The following is a 19,091-nucleotide window of genomic DNA, read 5'->3' as shown; positions in this document are numbered from 1 at the left end:
AGAAAGCGACATACCGTTTTCAAACTCTAGCGGTATAACGCATAATGGCTAGGCGTTGTGCGCGCTGAAGGTCATTTTAGGCTTCCTATTTCATGTCCAGATCTCACAAAGTCTTCCCTACTGTCCATTTACATCCCAACGCATTTCTTGCGCGTGCTGCGCTATTGGTATTGCTGTACCTGGGTACCGGGCATCTGGGCTTAGCTGTAACCTATCTCTCCCCTCACATTAGCTTGTTATGGTTGCCTGCGGGTGTCGCCGTGGCTGGGCTAATGCGCTATGGTAACCGCATGCTGGGCGTGATTTATCTCGCCGCTTTTTTACAAGATTTGTCGGCAGGCTTATCGCCAGCAACTGCTGCTCTGGTTTCATTTGGCAACACCTTGGCGGCCTTTGTATGTTGCATGGTCTTGCGCTACAAAGAGGTACACCCGCAGTTTTTACAACGTAAAGATGTAGTCTGGTTCACCATTGCCGCCATGTTGGGTATGACGATGTCTGCCAGTATTGGCACCTTAGTACTTGGCTGGCACGGCTGGGTAGAAAATCTTCCCTTGACCTGGTCTACCTGGTGGGCAGGCGATCTGGTCGGGACTTTGTTGATGGCTCCTTTGTTACTGTCACTGTCTGCCAGTTCAGTTAAAGACCTGATCAAGCGCCGGGAAGAAATCATCATTTTCCTGCTGATTTTTTGCACGATTAACTGGTTTATCTTTATGGTGACCGAGCGCCAGATTGATCTGACGTTTATCGTAGTCGCCACTACAATCTGGTCTGCATTGCGGTTTGGCGTGACGGGTGCGACGGCAATAGCCCTGGCCTCATCTGCAATCGCGGCATTGGCAACGGCCAGCGGCAGAGGGCCGTTTACTGACTTGCAATCAGAGAGCAGCTTATTGGTTCTGTGGGCCTATATGTTCACTATGACGATCGTAGCTTTGGTGATTACCGCCTTGCAAGCAGAAAGTTTGCAAGCAGCGCGTGAGATACAAGATGCCTTAGAACGCATCAACAAAGTGGCATCCCGCTTACCCGGTTTAATCATGCAATACCGCATACGCGCTGACCGCAGCGTCAGTGTCCCTTATGCCAGCGACGCTATTTTGGGGATATTTGAGGTGACGCAAGAACAGGTGGTGAGCGATGCTCTGCATGTATTACAGAAAATCGATAGCGGCGATGTAGAAAAGGGCAACATCAGCCTGCGCGAAGCGACCAGAACCATGTCGCCCTGGCAAAATGAATTCCGCTTCCGCCGTGCGGATGGCACCGTGCGCTGGTTAATGGTTGACGCATTACCAGAGCGCGAAGCCGACGGCGCCATGCTATGGCATTGTTTTGTGAGCGACATTACCGAGCGCAAACAGGCTGAAAAAGATTTACGTATCGCGGCTTTTACTTTTGAGTCGCAAGAAGGGATTTTTGTCACTGATGCTGATTGGCAGATATTGCGCGTCAACCATGCGTTTTCAAAAATCGCGGGCTACGACAGCAATGAGTTAATTGGTCAAAAAATCCGGCGTCACTACGATAAGCAGCAAGATAAAGCTTTTTACGATGTCCTCATGGACTACTTAAAAGAACACCATTTCTGGCAAGGTGAGTTATGGAATCGTCGTAAAAACGGGGAAATTTATCCACAAATGATCACCGTGACTGCCATCACAGATAGCCGTGGCGACATCACAAATTACGTTGGATCATTTACCGATATTAGCCGCCATAAAGGTTATGAGGCAGAAATCCGCAACCTGGCTTTTTACGATCCGCTCACCCAATTACCGAACCGCCGCTTGCTGATGGACCGGCTGCAACATCTGATTAGCATTAGCAAACGCAATGAAAGTCACAGCGCGATTTTGTTCATCGATCTGGATAATTTTAAAACGCTGAATGACACCCGCGGCCATGATGCCGGGGATATTTTGTTGGTAGAAACTGCCCGCCGGTTACAAACTTGTATGCGTGAATGCGATACCGTGGCACGTCTTGGCGGTGATGAATTTGTGGTGGTGCTGGAAGAACTAAGCCATACACGCAATGAGGCGATCCAGCAAACTGACCGTATTGCAGAAAAAATCCGGCAAGTATTAAGTCAGCGTTACGCGATTATGGATTTTGAACACCACGGCTCTAGCAGTATCGGCGCTTGTCTGTTCCAGGGAAATGACGTCACCGTCAAAGACTTATTCAAACGTGCCGATACCGCGATGTACGAGGCAAAAACTTCTGGGCGTAATGCCGTACGTTTCTTTGATCCGGCCATGCAAGCAATCCTAGTCGTGCGCATGATGCTGGAGTCTAATTTACGTCTGGCATTGGCGCAAAACCAGTTCCAGTTGTATTACCAGGTACAAGTCAATTCCGATGGCAAATTGATCGGTGCCGAAGCACTGCTCCGCTGGATACATCCTGACCGCGGCTTTATATCGCCAGCCGATTTTATTCCACTGGCAGAAGAAACCGGATTAATTATTCCGATTGGTCTTTGGGTGATGGAAACCGCCTGCGCGCAAATCAAACTATGGGAGGCACATGAAGATAGTCGCCACCTTAGTCTAGCCGTCAACGTCAGTGCCAAACAATTTAAACAGGCCGATTTTGTCGAGGCTTTTACCGAGATAGTCCATCGGCACGGGATCGATCCGACACGCTTAAAAATTGAACTGACCGAAAGCACGGTGCTGGATAATGTTGATGCCACGACCGAGAAAATGCATCAACTTAAAAAACTAGGTATTTCTTTTTCTATGGATGATTTTGGTACTGGCTATTCTTCACTCGCGTACTTGCAACGACTGCCGCTCAATCAACTCAAAATCGATCAATCATTTGTACGTGATTTAAGCGACGACGAGAACGACGCAACCATCGTGCGCGCGATCATTTCGCTGGGTGTCAATCTTGGCTTAAACGTGATTGCGGAGGGTGTAGAAACCGACGCACAACGTAGCTTTTTGATACAGCATAATTGTCTCGCCTTCCAAGGTTATTTGTTCTCTAAACCCTTGCCGCTGGACGGATTTTTAAAATTGCTGGCGTTAGACAGCTCTAAAAATCCTACGTAAAAATAGAGTGACGTATGGCAGGACTTTAGTCCGAATGCGATCGATAACAAGTTAGGGCGGTTTTGCGTAAGTACTAATTTATATCAAATTGAAAAATCAGAAATATAAGGATCAAATGTGGCTAGTCTGATGGCTTGGATCAAACAAATTTTTATACGAACGACACCAATAGCAGTTCGGACTCCGCTCAGCTCAACAGACACGTCTTACGTCAATAACGGACAAATAAATCCAACAGAGTCAGTGGAAAAATCGGCAGCGTCATTAATGCAAATAGACGACCTCACCGCTAACAATACCACCATCAGTACCGACATCGATTGGCAGGCAGATTATCTGCTTTGGCTATTAGAAGATTTGCTGGTTGAAGCTGGTTTGGGTCCAGCCACTGCCGCCTCCAATCTCAGTGCGCTGCAATTACTGCAACAACTACAAGAATTAAGCCGGAGTAAATTTGCAGGCCAGGATTTAATTCCACGTGTGCCCGCGGTGTTGCCACAACTTTTCAAAAGTTTGCGCGATGAAAACGCCTCAGGTAAAAACCTTGCTGACATCATCGCAAAAGACGTGGTGCTGGTCGCCGAGGTCTTGAATGAAGCGAATAGCTCTTTTTACGGCACCAGTAACAAAATCAATAATCTGGAAAGCGCACTGCTACTGCTAGGGCAAAACGGCTTACGGATGTTATTAGCAAAAGTCTCTTTCCGCCCCATCATCCAACTACAATCGGGCAGCCTGAGCAAGCTCTTGGCGCCCGTCATCTGGGAACAATCCGAAGCCTGCGCCAACGCTGCCCGGCTATTCGCCATAGAGCGAGGCGAAGATCCCTTCCCCGCATTTTTAGCCGGCCTATTACAAAGCGTCGGCATGATCGTCGCCTTACGGATTGCTGACCGCACCGGCAGGCGGCAAAGGTTTCCAGACGATGCACGGTTCAGGGCAAGATTAGTAAAAGATGCCCATCACCTGGCAGCGAGAGTTGGAGAGCATTGGGGATTTCCAGCAAACGTCATCAACGCCATTGATGAGCAACACAACCACAATGCCCAAAATACCAAAGACAAGATTAACAGCAGCGATAAAGTCCCACGCAGCGCGATGGGGCAAATTCTGTATCAGGCCAGCCAAGTCAGCCAGATTTGTCTGCTACAAAAAGCAGGGCTACTGGCAGAAGACGACGAAGCTCTGGTGCTCACCCTGACCACCAGCAGCAAACGCTGCCTGCGTGCGGTTAAAAAACGAAATATTGCGAATGACAGCGTCGCCTGCTGATCAAGTAAACTCTAACTTTATAAACCTATCGCAGACAAATCAATCCGGCCGTCCTTCATGGGCGGGCACCAGAAATAACTGCCGGTGACTGGCTGGCTGAATTTGAAGATTGCGTCGACGATGCCGTCTTCTGCTCCGGACATGCGGCGCAATTGTGCGGCGAATGGGTAAAACGAGCTGCCGAAGGAGACGAAAATTAAACCTGCTTTGCCTTGTTCTGCCCATGGCATGGAACGACGCAGCGAGAATGCTTCGGGTTCGAAATCTTCTTGTGCTGTGCGTTTGACGTGAGCAGATTCCGGTGCATCTTCCAGCTCTTCGTTATCGCTTCTGCGACGGCCAACGGCGTTGTCTTGGTCTTGGCTGGGCATAGCGTCAAATTTATCGAAATAGTGTAACCATTGCTGGACGGCGACCATGCTACTGCCGTCTAAGCCTGCGCCCTGTCCTTGTACGATGGCGGCGCTGAAGGCGGCTTCGTCTTTCGGGTTTTCGGTGCCGTCTTCATAGCCGGTGAGGTCGCGATCAGTATCGTACTTAAAGCCATCAATTGCCTGTTGCAAATCGAAGGCGGGATTTAATGCAAGTCGCACGCGGCGAGTCTGGTGCGCCAGTTCGCCACGCTCGGTTTCTCGCAACCAGCACCATACGGCTGCGGGAGTCGCAGGCAAGCCGACACGGCTGCCTTCGATGCCGACAAATTCATATAGCCCGTCGATCGTCTTGCCTAAAGCGGCGACTAGGGACGCGCCTAAACCCAGCACGACATGGTCGCCATCGACTAGCGAAGACAATGCAATGAGCGCGCTGCGGATAGCTGCGATATCGGCTGCAGGTTTGATCGTAAAGCTAAGATAAGTCGCGTGCGGAGTGATGTGTTGCAGAATACCGTTTTGCATTTGAGTGACCGAAAGATTTGAATTGGATAATGAAGAGGGCGAAGAAGAATTTTAATCAGGATTGGCTGAGCCTGCTAACAGTTTTGCGTCAGTAAAAATACTCAATTTTGCAGGCGTAGCGGACGGACATAGTAGATATCCCATTCCGTCTCGTGACTAAATACAAATCCATGTTTAAGATAAAACAAGTTAGCGTCGCTTTGACGTAAAGCACCGACATGTAAACTCAACCCAAGCTGATCTGTTTCGCTAAAAATTTGTTGCAATACCTTACTACCGATGCCTTGCCCATGATGCAGAGGATCAAGATATAAATGGTCTAGCATCAGCCCGGCATCACAGGGTTTGACCGCCACAAAACCAATTCGCTGATCGCCATCAATCACAATATGGCGTGTCACTGTAGGGTCATAACTGGCACGTAATCGTTCACGCGCACGTTGCGGGCTAAATCTGCCTATGCGCTCCAGACTGGCTTGCATAGCGCGGATGCGCAGAGCTAACAGCGCCTCAAAATCGGCTTCTGTTGCGGGGATCAGTTCTATTGTTTGCATTGTTGGCGGACTGACATTGCGTATTACTTATGACTCACTTTTTGCAATTACTTTGCTTACTCTTCTGGCCAGGCAGCCATTACGACTTCTTCAATGTCGTCAGGATTATTGACTTTTTTTAATACGCTTTGCCATTCTTGAGGAGAGGGCTTGGCACGGGTAGTGAATTTGGGCATTTCATTAGCCCGTTTAAAATCAAACATTTTGGGTGTGTCGATATTCATCTTGATACCAAATACCACCAGACCCCGGTCGACAGAAAATGGACTGATTTTTTTGACAGCGTCACTAATTGCATTCTCATAAAATTCATGCAAAGCAGGTTCCATATCCAGCCATGTCGCTACCTTGCCATCGGACCGCACGGCGATCACCAGATAACCGCTGGTGGAGGGGATCGATGCTTTTTTTAAGGCTTTCCAAATCTGCGACTGCACTTTGTTAGAGAAGCGTGCCATCTCGTCGGGTTTGATTTGTTTGGACTTCAATACATCTTCAGACTGGAAGAAATACAGGCTGTCAAAGCGCGTTTCTGCCGCCTGACCTGGACTAGCCAGCACCGACAATAACAGCAAGAAAATTGATAGCAGTAGTTTCATGTTTGAGCCAATCAATACGCTAAATCAGTTGGTCACAAAAACGCCGGCAGCACGATTTTTTTGTACATTATTCCAGTTAAACACCTGGCCATTCATGGCAACGTAGACACCTGCTGGCAATAGCTGTGCTACACCGCAGGCAAAGCCGAGATTAAACAAGGCGTCTGAATTGGCGATTTCGTAAGGGATCATCGCGCCGGTAAAAACGATAGCTTTATCCAAATTGGCTGCGCCCAATACCTCAGCTGTTTCGCGCATGGTGTCTGTGCCGTGGATGATCACAATCGCGTGCTCCGGTGCTTGCTGACATGATGCCAAAATCCGCTGACGATCCGCGTCCACCATATCGAGTGAGTCCATTAATTGATCCGCTTCCAAAGCCACAGGCACAGTGATGCGCGCACGCTTAAGAACGTCGGGTAAATGGCTGTGTGCAAAACTTAACTTCCCTGCCAGCTCATCATAATGTTTATCGAAAGTGCCGCCGGTGCCAATGATGCGTAATGTCATAATGGTTTTGTCATGAGAAGGTTGATCTGGTGGGTATATTGTAGCGCTGAAGTTTACTCGCAGCGAAATTGGATTAGACTTCTCACTACTTTTGTACTAACTTTGTTGATTAGTCCGGCAGCGGCAACGTCGCTGTTACCTTTAAAATAGACCTTTAAAACAAACCTCTAACACAGATACATATCAGCATGAAACCGATCGCTCCCGGCACTGTCATTTTCCATCGTCATCGCGGCTATGGCGTGCTGACGTCCGTTAATTTACTCACGGGTTGGGTGGCAGCACGGTTTGGCGATGAATCGCGCACGCTGGATTTAAATTTATCTACTGATGATGTGCAACATGCCGATGGCGAAGCGATTTTATTCCGCCGCCAGCCGCCAGAGCGCATGCCACATGCGCGCCTGATGGTGATGGTGCGTGACTTGCATCAGGCTGGCTACCAAAAATTGTATTTGTACAGCTGGCCGAAACCCTCTGGCCTGCATTGGCGCTGGCAATTATTCACAGGACCGCGGCAATGGATGCAAAGACCGTGGCGCGAGGGCTGGTATGGCTCTGGCGCGGATTACAACTTCAATCCGGTCATGGGGTGGGGCGATGCTCCGGGCGCGAGCACGACAGAATTAGTCGACGCTTTCGCCCGGTTTGACCCCGCCGGACTAGCGCAAGCCTTGGGCCGCGACGAAGACCATACCATCTGGTTTGCCCAAATCTGTGAAGTTTTGCTCCCTGACTATGCATACAGTCTGGGAGCCGATACGCCCGACAATCCGCTACCTCTGTATCTGCCAACCATGCCGGTACGTCAACGTTTGCCAGAACGCGCCGACCTGCGACTCAGTTACCCGCCCGGCTGGGAACAAACTTGGAGCGCCGACAGCTTAAGCCGCCGCCATCAAATGCGTGCCATGGTGCGACATGACGTGATTCCAAGCAGCTTTAACTTATCGCTAACGCCATAGCAAAAACCATATACTCCCCGTATAAATTTGTAAATATGGCTTATTGCCCAGACTTTGATTGGACGACTTAAATATACATATAGGGAGTATGATTTTTTACAGATGTGATCGACATCAATGTGGCTGCCACATCCAAGGGTTGATAACAGCTAAACCAGCTGCATCAAAAGGCGATGTATCGCGCGTAGCTACTGCAAAACCATGTGTCGCCGCGATAGCGGCAATATAGCCGTCTGCAGGCGCAATGGCCAGTCCCGCGGCACGAGCACGGGAGCGCAACGTCGCATAGGATTGCGATGCAGCGTCGTCAAACGCCAGGACGCGTCCCGCGAACAGCGGTAAGACTCGCTGCTCAAGGCTGGTACCAAGCGTATCCCGGCGTTTGCCGTCTGGTAACGCAGCGATACCAAAGCGTAATTCCGCAAGACTGATGGTCGAGAGATACAGCGTTTCGATGATCTGCGCGTCTATCCAGGCAAGCACGTTGGCGTTGCCTGCTACTTTCAATGGTTCTGAGATGATGTTGGTATCAAGCAAGATCATTCAAAACTCACTGGTTCGGCTGGTGTCCTATCGCGTTCGATCTCAAGATCAATGCCGCCCACTTCTCGGCCAATGTCGGCTAAGAGTGTACCAAGCTTAATCCGTCCCTCCGGTCGAACCGCAGATTCGAGGATCGCCCGAATTTCAGCCTCAGTACTGCGGCCATGCGTAGCGGCACGCACGCGCAAGGCGCGATGCGTTTCATCAGACAAGTTGCGAACAGTAAGGGATGCCATTGCGCTCACTCCTATAAATTGATATCAATGATGGCATTATAGTTTATTGATATCAATTTTGCGATGTCAAAAAAGTGTTTTCCGGCACGATTAAAAACATGGCGCGTGATCTCTGCTAACGTTAATTACTCGCTGAGGTATGAGCAAAAACCATATACTCCCCGTATAAATTTATAAATATGGCTTATTGTCCAGACTTTGATTGGACGACTTAAATATACATAGATAGAGTATATATTTTTCGCCAATAAATTAAAGACATCTGAACCGTCCCTCAGCTCCATCGTGCAGCATGGCTGCCTAATGGCGACGGTGGCAAATCAAACCCTGGCATTGTTTCTGACATGCGCTCGACCGGAGCAATGGCCCTAATCTGCCCGAAATCTGAAGACATCGTTTGAAGGTAAGCGGCGACTTCTGTTTGGCTTAATTCGGCCTGGTTTTCTATCCGCCGCACACTAGTGTCAACCATACCTAGTGTTTGCAACCAATGGCCAGTTTGTGCCAGCGATATCCGCACTAGCCAACTGCCGCCCTCTACAGCCCGACGTTGCAATGCGACCATGGCACCGAATGCGGCGAGATAACCTGTTGCATGATCTAGGGCTTGGCAAGGTAATTTCCCCGGCGAATCCAGATGGCTGCTCTGCCCTTCTTGCCACGCAATGCCGGTAGCCGATTGCACCAGACTATCAAATCCTCTGCGCTCTGCCCAAGGCCCTGCATGGCTATAGGCGGACAAGCTGACTTGTATTAAGCCTGGTCGTAATTCACTCAAAGCCTGTGTGGAAAACCCTTGTGCGGCCAAAGCTCCGGGGCGATACGCTTGCATAAAAATGTCGGCACCGCTGACCAGTTCACGTAAGGTCGTGGCATCTTTTTCCTGTCGCAAATCCAGTTGGGCAGAACGTTTGCCGCGCCCGGTGTCGATCACCAGCGGCATAATATTAGGGAGGTGCGCAGCGCTCACCGCGAGCACGTCTGCGCCGTGTTGTGCGAGCGTTCGTGCGCCTACTGGTGCGGCGATTACCCTCGACAAATCGAGTACGCGAACCCCGCTTAGTGGGCGCTGAGCAGTAGCTCCGACAGGTTGATTTGCCTGCGCTGTTTTGCCAATCGGCTCTGCTGGCGCGTCGCCAATCCGGATGATTTCTAGTAACGGTAATGAGGCAATTGCTGCTGCTTGCGGATGCGCATTCCATTCGCTGGGCGTGCGTATCATCGCCGCGCATAATCCTTCTGCTGCCAGGCGCTGATCCAGATCGGCTGCGCGCCAACCACCAATTGCCTTGGCTACCGCATCACGATTATTTGCGCATTCCAAGACCCGTAAAACACCATCTCGATGGTGCGGAAAGTTAGTATGCAATTGTATCCAGCGTCCATCACCAGCCTGATAATAACCAGCAATCGGGCTCCATACATCCGCAGGTGGCTTACCGTCAACGGTCAGATACCGCTCGCTACGAAACATCGCCATGGCGTGTTTCATATCGATACTAATTTGCTGGCTGCGAGCTGAACTATGGCCCGATCGCAAACGCCAGATATCCGCCGCCGCCAGCGCCTGCGCACCCAAGGTAGCGGCAGCAATCGCGCCAACATGGAAAGACGACGGCAACTGATACTCTGCATTTAAGAACGACAAATTAGCGAGACTTTGCGGATCACATTTGGCGTCAGCCCATAACGATGCCAAGGGATTGAATGGAACTTGCATAGCACTTACTCTCCACAGATTTGATCAGACCTAGTTTTATCAGGTTTACTTTCATCCGACAAACTACCATCGTAAAATTTTGATCTGAAACGTTTATTCTCAATCATTTCTATACCTTAAATTACCTATACTCCCCCATTATTTTTACAAAAATAGCCAATTGTCCATACTTTAATTGGACGTTTAATATATACATAGCGGTGTATGTATTAATAACATAGAAAATACCGAGTGAACTCAGCAAACAAATCTGCTATAAAAATCGTATAGAAATCGATAAGTCGCAGTGCGTAAACACTTTTTTATCAGGCTGTTATGATTGCTGGCTTCGACCTCACTCGCTACTTTACTCACTAGCTCACTCGCTTTTTGGAGATCACTATTTTGAAACTCAACAAGATATCCGCCAGCCTGACTGGCACATTAGTTTTGCTGCCTTTTTTGCTCCCTACCCTACCGGTACAAGCACAAGAATCGGCTACCGATGCGCCACAAAAAGTGATCGTCAAACAAGCGATGGTGGAGCAAATCGTGCAAGAGATTTCAGCCAAACGGATCGACGCTTATATCAACAAACTAGTGAGCTTTGGCACGCGGCACACTATGTCGGACACGAAGTCCGATACCCGTGGCATCGGCGCGGCACGGCGCTGGATTAAATCGGAATTGGAACGCTGCGGCGCTAATGGCAAACTCAATGTCAGCTTTGACAGCTATACCGAAGCCGCTGGCCGTAGGCTGACGCAAGCGACTGACATCGTCAATGTAGTGGCAGAGCTAAAAAGTGCAGTCCCCAGCGATCGCTACTACGTCGTCAGCGGACATTACGACTCTCGCGCGACCGATGTGATGGATGCCACCTCCGTGGCACCCGGCGCCAATGACGACGCCTCGGGCACTGCGGCGGTAATGGAAATGGCGTGTGTCATGGCGCAGTCCAAATACAAGTTCAACGCCAATCTGATTTTTATGGCGGTAGCAGGCGAAGAGCAAGGTCTGTTCGGCGCGGCACATTTTGCAAAATCCGCGCGAGCAAAAAATATGAATATTGCCGGCATGTTCACCAACGACATCATCGGCAGCTCGCGCGCGGATAACGGCCATATTGACAATACCCAGGTACGTTTATTCGCAGAAGGTATTCCAGCCCTCGCTGAATTGCCAGAACCGTTACGCACTTTGATTTCTACCGGCGGCGAGAATGATTCTATCTCGCGCCAGCTGGCACGACAGGTCAAGCAGATCGGTGAAACCTATGTACCCGATTTTAAAGTCACCATCGTCAACCGCCGCGACCGCTACCTGCGCGGCGGCGATCATATTCCGTTTTTAGAACAAGGTTATGCCGCGTTGCGCTTCACCGAACCGAATGAAGATTTCAATCATCAGCATCAAGATGTACGTACTGAAAACGGCATCAAGATCGGCGACCTGCCCGAATTTGTCGACGTCAATTACACCGCGCAAGTAGCCAGAGTAAACGCCGCAGCCTTAGCCACACTCGCACTGGCACCGGCATCACCTACGCAAGTCAAAATACAAACCGCACAACTCGAAAACAGCACCAGCCTGGTATGGCAAGCCAATGTCGAAACCGACCTGGCAGGCTACCGCATCCTCTGGCGCGAAACCACCGCAGCCAACTGGCAACACAGCCTGGACGTCGGCAACGTCACAAGTTACACGATGAAAAATGTGTCGAAGGACAATGTGTTTTTTGGAGTGCAGGCAGTGGATAAAAAAGGTAATGCCAGCGTCGCCAGCTATCCCTTGCCTTTGCGCTGAGCTTTAGTGACTTATTAGTTATCAATTGCAGCAAGACCAAGTTCCTGCCGAAAGAAGTAGGTACGATTAGCTCCGCGTAATCGTAAGCATGTTAGTCGCTAGCATGTCCAGCAGGAAGCAAGTACACGGCGATAGTTGTGCATCGTTTAGACCCATGTTGAAGTAAACGGGCAGCTTTGCATGCGTGCGATTACGCTGCGCTAATCTTACGTACTCGGGCTAACGTCTGAATTCACCGGCCTGCGCGGTTTTTCGCGCAGGTCCGGTGGAATGAAATGTTAGCCATTTCGCACCGTTGCGATTAAGGTGTCCCCGGGATTTTTTCGTACAGACCCGCAAGGTCCGCTTGTTCCGCGGGAAAATGGTTGCAGTATTCGCGCATGAACCAATGGTAGAGCTGCTCGCTTTTCACGAAATAGGGCATGAAAAAACGAATTGCATCTTCCTTTGGCTGTAGGCTAGTTAGATACGCTTTTTCCTGTTGATTCCATCCACTCCAACGCATGAGATCGACGGTGTCGAGTAATAGCCGATAGGTCTTAGTTCCTGCAAAGTCCCATTCGACGGAAGTGCTTGGTAACGACCGATGTGTGGTGAAGTTTCTGAGTTTTTTTACGCACGCCGCAAGCAGATCGTTCTGAAAAATTGAGGCTACCTTAGTGTCGTAGTCAGTCTTGAAGGCTTTCGGAAACGATCCTGCTTGCACTGCAACGCGATAATGATCGATTAGCGTTCCGGCGGACATAAGGAAGTTATAAAAAGATCTAACTGCATCTATGCAGTAGTCTTCGCCATTTCCTGGCATGTCCATCTTGATGTGCATCGCGTACGCATTGATGTTGGCATGTTGCATTAGATCTAAGTGGTTTCTCTTGAACATAAGGAAACTGAGCTCATGATCAATCAGAAACTTTCCTGTCTTTGAATTAAACACGCGATCTCCCGAAGGACAAATGGCTAACGTAACGGTGAGCGGATAGCCGCACACAAATTAATAAAATATTTCGTCATTTTGCGGCCAGTCCGATCGACCATCTTGTTAGGCATCACTGAATTTTCCCAGCATTCTCTTGTACGTACTTCTTCAGCTCATTCGCCATGAATGGCACGTCAAATGTTTCGCCTCGCTCAACTCGTTTGGCGAACATTACTGGCGCTGCTATCGTCAATGTTGTTCGCTTATAACGCAAAACCACACCGGGGCCGTACTCATCGTGAACTTCCGACCGGGATAGCCCTGGCACGAATGCAATCAGCGCGTCGCCATAAGCCACACCCAAAGCAATCCAAGTATTTCGATCAGCGTGTTTTATTGAAGGATCTTCTGCAAGAGTCTGAAGGACTCTAAAATCCTTTGGTGCTCGAGAAAGCATCTGTCCCGGATTTCGCTTACTAACCATTCTGTTCACCAAACGACGAAATTCATCCAGCTCGGCCTTCGACTCGGCGGACAGAGGCGTGAACACTGGGGGCTTTGGATTCCCCTGTGCCGCAGCAGTCACGACTGTAAAAAATAGAACGACTGCCTGAAATATCTTGAGCATAAGGAATGATGCCTAACGTGATTTAATTTTCATTTTGCAATAATAACCGACCGAAGAAAAATAACAAGCTTGCTCTACATCTCTTGAAACGCTGATGAACGTTAGCGATATTTAGCAAACGTAGGGTACGTTACACGCACTGCAGTAGCTACGAAACTTGATAATAAAAACTCAGTAATATCAGTGTATTTATCTATACTCCCTCTAACAATTCGTATAAATATGCCTATTGTCCATATAAAACATGGACATGCCAAATATACATATAGGGAGTATTTCTAAAATATGGTGCGTGAAACGCAACCAGATCATTGAACGCAGATAACTCTTCCGGCAGCTTTACGCCTGCCGCTCGTAACGAGTGGCGCAATGATCAAGCAGATTCCATGTCGGCATGGAACACAATAGATTCCACATCAGATGCCGGATAGTCGACTGCAGGCTTATTCCTCGCGCCAGAACTATTGATTAATTTCTTGTACTTTGGGGGGGCCATATAGGAAGGGTTAGGCGTCGTCTTGCCCACTGGCGACATTCGCTGCGAGTGACTAGCCAAACTCTCGGTCTGACTCAAATGGGTTGATGCTGTAGCCATTCTCGTGGCACTCGATGATTCTGATGTGGCTTGATTCAATACGAATGGCAATGAACGCCTGTGGCTCAAGTTGATTCGCAAGTGCATCTTCAACTGAAACGCCTAGTTGCGCCATAGATGGTGGTGCTTGTAGGTCGCCTGCGTTGACTTCAATCTCTAAGACGCAGAGACCAAACCTTCTTGCAACGGAGCGCGTGGGCGTGACGAACAATCCTGCGACGTTGTCTTGTGGCCCGTGAATCTTACGCGCGTATGGAATGTGGCAGTCGATCCCGTGCTTGACGAATTCACTAGCGATCTCTGGCGTTGTACCGTGGTAGACGAGCATTCTTCGACGCCTAACGCAAAATTGAGCGGCACGCGCTTGCGCGTCCGGCGGAACGAAGTGGAGCGAACTCGAATGTTTTGGTAAGACTCACAGTGACATCCATAGTAAGAGATGTTTACCCGCTTCAACACTCTTTTTCGCGTGGTCATTAAGCATACCAATACATGGCTCGACATCCGCAACCGACCACCTATCAATAGCCAAATCTTCTTGAGTAACCCAACGCTCTGCAACTGCCCTGAACTCAGAAATAGGTAAAGCCGCTAATGTGTCCCGAAACGTGATCGGCAGGAGGAACAACCAAGGGCCATCTTCATTCGATGCAACAAGGCATTCCTCGCCTTCTAGGGCCTCCGCCTCGGCTGTTGAGCCAAGCACGGTCAGCAGTGCCGCGAGTTTAAAATTGTCTAATCCTTTTAGTTCGAGACTCGACCAGTCTTTCCGCTGAGGGTATTGATCGAAGATAGTGGAAGCCTCGTCCTTTGATGCAATGAGAATGTCGGTGAGCATATTTTTTGAGTCTTAACGTTGATTTGAAAGGCGCGCACGCTGCTTTGGAATTTTACAAGAAGCGCTCGATCGCGCGTCATTTTCGAAAACCATGTTAAGTTTTCTTCTTTTCGATAGCAACACCATCTTCGATTTCGAATTCACGTAGTTGGTAATCGGCTGAGCTCGGACTTCTGACAACATCTTTCCGTCGCAATTCGCTTGCTCCGTGACGAATAAAATTCAATCTAACTTCTTCGAGCGACAAGTTGTTGAGTGGATCTTCGGGTGGTATGGCATCATCAGAACCGTCGTCTCCCCAATAACATATTTCACATATTTCGCATCTATCTATACCTTGGAAAACAGCGAAGCCGCAGCAAGGGCACTCATATAGATTCGAAATTTCTGAACGTCGACGGTTTAACATGGAACTTAACGTGATTTAATTTTCATTTTGCAATAATAACCGTCGAAAGAAAAATAACAAGCTCGTTCTACATATCTTGAAACGCTGATGAACATTAGCTATTTTTAGTTAAACTGATTAAATGCACAGTATAACCAAATGGACAAAAACATCGCTTTTGTAAAACCTCGTTTACTTGACCAAGTGCGTGAAACACACCCAACGCCTGCTTGGTAACAACGCAATGCCAGATCACGTTTTGTATGTTGACGGACGAGGTCGTTGTAACTGGACGATTTTGCTGATGTCCCATATGACTCAAGGATTTAAAACATTCTTTGGCGTGCCATTAGCAAAGTCGACGATATTTTGAAATGCAGCGCGGAAGTAAATCTCGTAGCTGTCTTGCTCTACATAACCCAGATGCGGCGTGGCGAGGACGTTTTCCATTTGTAATAGAGGATGCTTGGCGGGTACCGGTTCTGTCTCAAACACATCAATGGCGGCAACCCCTGGACGACCTAGTGGTAAAGCCGCCTCTAGCGCACCGCTGGCGACCAGTTCTGCGCGGCTGGTATTGACGAACAGGGCGTCCGGTTTCATCAATGCCAGGTCGGCGGGGGTGACGATGCCGCGGGTAGCATCGTTTAAGCGCAGGTGCAGGCTGAGCACATCGCATTCGGCAAAAAAAGCTTCTTTAGACATGGCAGTCTGATAACCATCTTGTTGTGCCTTAAGGCGACTTGGCTCGCGCCCCCAGACCATGACTTGCATGCCAAACGCTTTGCCAAAACCGGCAATCATTTTGCCAATTTTGCCGTAGCCCCAAATCCCCAGCGTGCGGTTTTTTAATACCCGTCCTAGGCGGTTGCGGGTCGGGTCGATGGAGGCGGTTTGCCATAGACTGTGCTGCAAATTATTGGCGTAGTGCGGGATCTGACGTGAGGCTGCCATGATCAAGGCCCAGGTCAATTCGGCAGGCGCAGTCGGGTCGCCTATGCCCTCGACAATCTTGATCCCTCGCTCTGTAGCTGCGGCAATGTCGATATGTCCTGCGACTTTGCCGGTTTGTGAAATCAGCTTCAGGTTCGGTAATTTTGCCAGCAACGCTTTGGATAAAACGGTACGTTCACGTATCAATACCAGCGCATCAAACGGTGCCAGCCGGATGGCTAACTGACCGACACCCACCGCGCTGCTATTGAAGATTTTGACCTCGTGGCCTTGTAGTAAATCAAAGCAAGATAAGTGGCGAACGGCGTCTTGATAATCATCGAGGATGGCGATTTTCATACTGATTTTTTCCTAAAATTATGACGCCAATTGGAGAGTTGCTTTCTCAATTAAACATCATAAAAATTATTTAAATAATAACGTTTCTGAAGCAAATTAGCGATTGGCGAGTGGCGAGTGTACAATACCAGCCCACGTAGCTTTTTGATTCTTGCGCCTGCCGCATCGTGCAGTGTGTAAGTCTGAATGCAATATTACATTGTTGCTTTCGTAAGAGTTTGTTTGGTGAGCATTTAAAAACAAAAGCGCACCAGACTGATTTTTTATCCGACAGAACCGCCGTCATCGTGCCTGTCCGCGTTGTGCTTGAGCTGACTTATGTCTTTAGTCAAAGTTCGCACCGCCGGCATCCCCTAACGACGATCCTGCCGTGCCGCTACACAGATTTCTATTAAATGGCATTGGAGGTAGTATCGTGAATCAACCTATCATGGGCGGCGTGGCAGCAATCAACGCACCCGCATACGTAAAGCAACAAAAATTAATCAACTGGGTCGCCGACATGGCGGCACTGACAAAACCGGACAGCATCTACTGGTGCGACGGTAGTACCGAAGAATACGACCGTCTCTGCGCCCAGATGGTCGCTGGCGGTACCATGAAAAAACTCAATGAAGCCAAGCGCCCTAACAGCTATCTGGCTTGCTCTGACCCTACCGACGTGGCCCGGGTAGAAGACCGCACTTACATTTGCAGCGCCAATGAGGTCGATGCAGGTCCGACCAACAATTGGATGGCGCCAGATCAAATGCGTGCAACTTTAAATCCTTTGTTTGATGGTTGTATGCGTGGCCGCACCATGTATGTGGTGCCGTTTTCGATGGGCCCGCTGGGTTCTCCTATTGCGCATATCGGTGTGGAATTATCGGATTCGCCTTATGTTGCAGTCAACATGCGCATCATGACGCGTATGGGCAAAGCCGTGTATGACGTACTAGGTACTGATGGCGATTTTGTCCCGTGTATGCATACTGTTGGCGCACCTTTGGCCAAAGGTCAGCAAGATGTTGCATGGCCGTGTAACGCGACAAAATACATCGTGCATTATCCAGAGACGCGTGAAATCTGGTCATACGGTTCTGGCTACGGTGGCAATGCACTGCTGGGCAAAAAATGCTTCGCTTTACGTATCGCGTCCACCATGGGTCGTGATCAGGGCTGGCTGGCAGAACATATGCTGATCCTTGGTGTGGAATCGCCAGAGGGCAAAAAGCATTACGTTGCAGCGGCTTTCCCGTCTGCTTGCGGTAAAACTAATTTCTCCATGCTGATTCCGCCAGCCAGTTTCGGCGGCTGGAAAGTCACAACCATCGGTGATGACATTGCCTGGATCAAGCCGGGTAAAGATGGTCGTTTATACGCGATCAATCCTGAGGCGGGTTATTTTGGCGTGGCACCTGGTACCAACGATAAAACCAACTTTAATTGCATGGCCTCAGTACGCGGCGATACGATTTTCACTAACGTCGGTTTAACAGATGATGGTGATGTTTGGTGGGAAGGCATGACCAAAGAAGCGCCAGCCCATTTGATCGACTGGCAAGGTAAAGACTGGACACCTGCCATCGCTAAAGAAACAGGTCGTAAAGCAGCACATCCAAATTCTCGTTTCACAGTTGCGGCAACACAAAATCCGGTGCTGGATGCAGCATGGGACGATCCTGCTGGCGTACCGATTTCTGCCTTCATTTTTGGTGGTCGTCGTTCTACTACCGTACCGCTGGTAACCGAAGCCCGCGACTGGGTCGAAGGCGTGTATATGGCAGCGACGATGGGATCAGAAACCACGGCAGCAGCTGTCGGCCAGCAAGGGATTGTGCGCCGTGACCCATTTGCGATGTTGCCTTTTATGGGTTATCACATGAGTGATTACTTCCAACACTGGTTAGAAATCGGCAAAAAAATTGCCGCTTCCGGCGCGCAACAACCAAAAATTTATTGCGTCAACTGGTTCCGTACCGATGCCGACGGTAAATTTGTCTGGCCCGGTTTTGGCGACAATATGCGTGTTCTGTCGTGGATGCTAGGTCGTATCGACGGTACTGCTAAAGGCGTAGAAAACATCTTCGGCGTGACTCCAGAATTTAGCGATCTGACTTGGGATGGCCTAGATTTTACACAAGAACAATTCAACACCATTACCTCGATCGACAAAGACGCCTGGATCGCAGAACTGGCTTTGCATGCAGAATTGTTTGATAAGTTGAAATATCACTTGCCAACAGAACTGCAAGCAACCAAAGCTGCGCTGGAAAAACGCTTGGCAGCATAGGTTTCACGCT

At 49.3% G+C, this 19,091-nt stretch carries 19 protein-coding genes; 5 read left to right on the top strand and 14 right to left on the bottom strand.

Features of this window, described 5'->3' with window-relative positions:
• The first annotated feature begins 92 nt into the window (after positions 1 to 92).
• Entirely contained in the window at positions 93 to 3,068 is a 2,976-nt protein-coding gene (locus AAKU61_RS11410; RefSeq protein ID WP_354332304.1) for a bifunctional diguanylate cyclase/phosphodiesterase, read from the top strand.
• Positions 3,069 to 3,185: 117 nt separating this feature from the next.
• The gene (locus tag AAKU61_RS11405; protein ID WP_354332302.1) at positions 3,186 to 4,340 is read left to right on the top strand and encodes an HDOD domain-containing protein; all 1,155 of its coding nucleotides are present in this window, start codon (positions 3,186 to 3,188) and stop codon (positions 4,338 to 4,340) included.
• Between the two features lie 17 nt (positions 4,341 to 4,357).
• Here the strand turns inward: AAKU61_RS11405 and AAKU61_RS11400 are convergent, their stop codons facing one another.
• The 4 genes from AAKU61_RS11400 to AAKU61_RS11385 form a co-directional block, all read right to left on the bottom strand.
• Positions 4,358 to 5,239 (bottom strand): Dyp-type peroxidase, encoded by an 882-nt coding sequence (locus tag AAKU61_RS11400; RefSeq protein WP_354332300.1) that lies wholly within the window; start codon positions 5,237 to 5,239, stop codon positions 4,358 to 4,360.
• A gap of 101 nt (positions 5,240 to 5,340) precedes the next feature.
• Positions 5,341 to 5,793: a GNAT family N-acetyltransferase gene (locus tag AAKU61_RS11395; protein ID WP_354332299.1), complete on the bottom strand. Its 453-nt coding sequence runs from the start codon at positions 5,791 to 5,793 to the stop codon at positions 5,341 to 5,343.
• A 56-nt stretch (positions 5,794 to 5,849) separates the two neighbouring features.
• Positions 5,850 to 6,392: a hypothetical protein gene (locus tag AAKU61_RS11390; RefSeq protein WP_354332297.1), complete on the bottom strand. Its 543-nt coding sequence runs from the start codon at positions 6,390 to 6,392 to the stop codon at positions 5,850 to 5,852.
• 24 nt (positions 6,393 to 6,416) lie between these two features.
• The gene (locus AAKU61_RS11385) at positions 6,417 to 6,902 is read right to left on the bottom strand and encodes an asparaginase domain-containing protein (protein WP_354332295.1); all 486 of its coding nucleotides are present in this window, start codon (positions 6,900 to 6,902) and stop codon (positions 6,417 to 6,419) included.
• A 188-nt stretch (positions 6,903 to 7,090) separates the two neighbouring features.
• Here AAKU61_RS11385 and AAKU61_RS11380 point away from each other — a divergent pair, with 188 nt between their 5' ends.
• Positions 7,091 to 7,867, top strand: a complete 777-nt coding sequence (locus AAKU61_RS11380; protein ID WP_354332293.1) for an L-asparaginase — start codon at positions 7,091 to 7,093, stop codon at positions 7,865 to 7,867.
• 114 nt (positions 7,868 to 7,981) lie between these two features.
• Here the strand turns inward: AAKU61_RS11380 and AAKU61_RS11375 are convergent, their stop codons facing one another.
• The 3 genes from AAKU61_RS11375 to AAKU61_RS11365 all read right to left on the bottom strand — a co-directional run bounded on the left by AAKU61_RS11375 (position 7,982) and on the right by AAKU61_RS11365 (position 10,366).
• A complete protein-coding gene (locus tag AAKU61_RS11375) occupies positions 7,982 to 8,410 on the bottom strand; it encodes a type II toxin-antitoxin system VapC family toxin (RefSeq protein WP_354332291.1) in 429 nt (142 codons plus the stop codon).
• Positions 8,407 to 8,646, bottom strand: coding sequence for a FitA-like ribbon-helix-helix domain-containing protein (locus AAKU61_RS11370; protein WP_354332289.1), 240 nt, complete (start codon positions 8,644 to 8,646; stop codon positions 8,407 to 8,409). The genes AAKU61_RS11375 and AAKU61_RS11370 overlap by 4 nt, the downstream gene beginning before the upstream one ends.
• A 274-nt stretch (positions 8,647 to 8,920) precedes the next feature.
• On the bottom strand, positions 8,921 to 10,366 hold the full coding sequence (locus AAKU61_RS11365; protein ID WP_354332287.1) for a CoA transferase: 1,446 nt from the start codon (positions 10,364 to 10,366) through the stop codon (positions 8,921 to 8,923).
• Between the two features lie 384 nt (positions 10,367 to 10,750).
• On the opposite strand from AAKU61_RS11365, the gene AAKU61_RS11360 reads away from it, so the two are divergent.
• Complete coding sequence (locus AAKU61_RS11360) at positions 10,751 to 12,151, top strand: M20/M25/M40 family metallo-hydrolase (protein WP_354332285.1); 1,401 nt, start codon at positions 10,751 to 10,753, stop codon at positions 12,149 to 12,151.
• Positions 12,152 to 12,452: 301 nt separating this feature from the next.
• Here the strand turns inward: AAKU61_RS11360 and AAKU61_RS11355 are convergent, their stop codons facing one another.
• The 7 genes from AAKU61_RS11355 to AAKU61_RS11325 all read right to left on the bottom strand — a co-directional run bounded on the left by AAKU61_RS11355 (position 12,453) and on the right by AAKU61_RS11325 (position 16,809).
• Positions 12,453 to 13,004 (bottom strand): hypothetical protein, encoded by a 552-nt coding sequence (locus tag AAKU61_RS11355; RefSeq protein ID WP_354332284.1) that lies wholly within the window; start codon positions 13,002 to 13,004, stop codon positions 12,453 to 12,455.
• A 193-nt stretch (positions 13,005 to 13,197) separates the two neighbouring features.
• Positions 13,198 to 13,695, bottom strand: coding sequence for a DUF3806 domain-containing protein (locus AAKU61_RS11350; protein WP_354332282.1), 498 nt, complete (start codon positions 13,693 to 13,695; stop codon positions 13,198 to 13,200).
• A gap of 373 nt (positions 13,696 to 14,068) precedes the next feature.
• On the bottom strand, positions 14,069 to 14,191 hold the full coding sequence (locus AAKU61_RS11345; RefSeq protein ID WP_354332280.1) for a hypothetical protein: 123 nt from the start codon (positions 14,189 to 14,191) through the stop codon (positions 14,069 to 14,071).
• Between the two features lie 52 nt (positions 14,192 to 14,243).
• Positions 14,244 to 14,618 carry a hypothetical protein gene (locus AAKU61_RS11340; protein WP_354332278.1) on the bottom strand — a complete coding sequence of 125 codons (375 nt, stop codon included), beginning with the start codon at positions 14,616 to 14,618 and terminating at the stop codon, positions 14,244 to 14,246.
• 87 nt (positions 14,619 to 14,705) lie between these two features.
• Positions 14,706 to 15,128 carry a hypothetical protein gene (locus tag AAKU61_RS11335; protein ID WP_354332276.1) on the bottom strand — a complete coding sequence of 141 codons (423 nt, stop codon included), beginning with the start codon at positions 15,126 to 15,128 and terminating at the stop codon, positions 14,706 to 14,708.
• 94 nt (positions 15,129 to 15,222) lie between these two features.
• The gene (locus tag AAKU61_RS11330; protein ID WP_354332274.1) at positions 15,223 to 15,537 is read right to left on the bottom strand and encodes a CPCC family cysteine-rich protein; all 315 of its coding nucleotides are present in this window, start codon (positions 15,535 to 15,537) and stop codon (positions 15,223 to 15,225) included.
• Between the two features lie 297 nt (positions 15,538 to 15,834).
• Entirely contained in the window at positions 15,835 to 16,809 is a 975-nt protein-coding gene (locus AAKU61_RS11325; protein ID WP_354332272.1) for a D-2-hydroxyacid dehydrogenase family protein, read from the bottom strand.
• A gap of 415 nt (positions 16,810 to 17,224) precedes the next feature.
• Between AAKU61_RS11325 and AAKU61_RS11320 the strand changes: the two genes are divergently transcribed.
• The gene (locus AAKU61_RS11320) at positions 17,225 to 19,081 is read left to right on the top strand and encodes a phosphoenolpyruvate carboxykinase (GTP) (protein WP_354332270.1); all 1,857 of its coding nucleotides are present in this window, start codon (positions 17,225 to 17,227) and stop codon (positions 19,079 to 19,081) included.
• Positions 19,082 to 19,091 lie beyond the last annotated feature (10 nt).

The sequence above is a fragment of the Undibacterium sp. GrIS 1.2 genome (assembly GCF_040544435.1).
Classification (GTDB): Bacteria; Pseudomonadota; Gammaproteobacteria; order Burkholderiales; family Burkholderiaceae_D; genus Undibacterium.
This window is presented reverse-complemented; position numbering and strand designations above follow the sequence as displayed.

Coding starts and splice junctions, on each gene's coding strand:
- AAKU61_RS11410 (WP_354332304.1), top strand. CDS start 93: ATGTCCAGATCTCACAAAGTCTTCCCTACTGTCCATTTACATCCCAAC.
- AAKU61_RS11400 (WP_354332300.1), bottom strand. CDS start 5,239: ATGCAAAACGGTATTCTGCAACACATCACTCCGCACGCGACTTATCTT.
- AAKU61_RS11395 (WP_354332299.1), bottom strand. CDS start 5,793: ATGCAAACAATAGAACTGATCCCCGCAACAGAAGCCGATTTTGAGGCG.
- AAKU61_RS11390 (WP_354332297.1), bottom strand. CDS start 6,392: ATGAAACTACTGCTATCAATTTTCTTGCTGTTATTGTCGGTGCTGGCT.
- AAKU61_RS11385 (WP_354332295.1), bottom strand. CDS start 6,902: ATGACATTACGCATCATTGGCACCGGCGGCACTTTCGATAAACATTAT.
- AAKU61_RS11380 (WP_354332293.1), top strand. CDS start 7,091: ATGAAACCGATCGCTCCCGGCACTGTCATTTTCCATCGTCATCGCGGC.
- AAKU61_RS11375 (WP_354332291.1), bottom strand. CDS start 8,410: ATGATCTTGCTTGATACCAACATCATCTCAGAACCATTGAAAGTAGCA.
- AAKU61_RS11370 (WP_354332289.1), bottom strand. CDS start 8,646: ATGGCATCCCTTACTGTTCGCAACTTGTCTGATGAAACGCATCGCGCC.
- AAKU61_RS11365 (WP_354332287.1), bottom strand. CDS start 10,366: ATGCAAGTTCCATTCAATCCCTTGGCATCGTTATGGGCTGACGCCAAA.
- AAKU61_RS11355 (WP_354332284.1), bottom strand. CDS start 13,004: ATGCAACATGCCAACATCAATGCGTACGCGATGCACATCAAGATGGAC.
- AAKU61_RS11350 (WP_354332282.1), bottom strand. CDS start 13,695: ATGCTCAAGATATTTCAGGCAGTCGTTCTATTTTTTACAGTCGTGACT.
- AAKU61_RS11345 (WP_354332280.1), bottom strand. CDS start 14,191: ATGGCCCCCCCAAAGTACAAGAAATTAATCAATAGTTCTGGCGCGAGG.
- AAKU61_RS11340 (WP_354332278.1), bottom strand. CDS start 14,618: ATGCTCGTCTACCACGGTACAACGCCAGAGATCGCTAGTGAATTCGTC.
- AAKU61_RS11335 (WP_354332276.1), bottom strand. CDS start 15,128: ATGCTCACCGACATTCTCATTGCATCAAAGGACGAGGCTTCCACTATC.
- AAKU61_RS11330 (WP_354332274.1), bottom strand. CDS start 15,537: ATGTTAAACCGTCGACGTTCAGAAATTTCGAATCTATATGAGTGCCCT.
- AAKU61_RS11325 (WP_354332272.1), bottom strand. CDS start 16,809: ATGAAAATCGCCATCCTCGATGATTATCAAGACGCCGTTCGCCACTTA.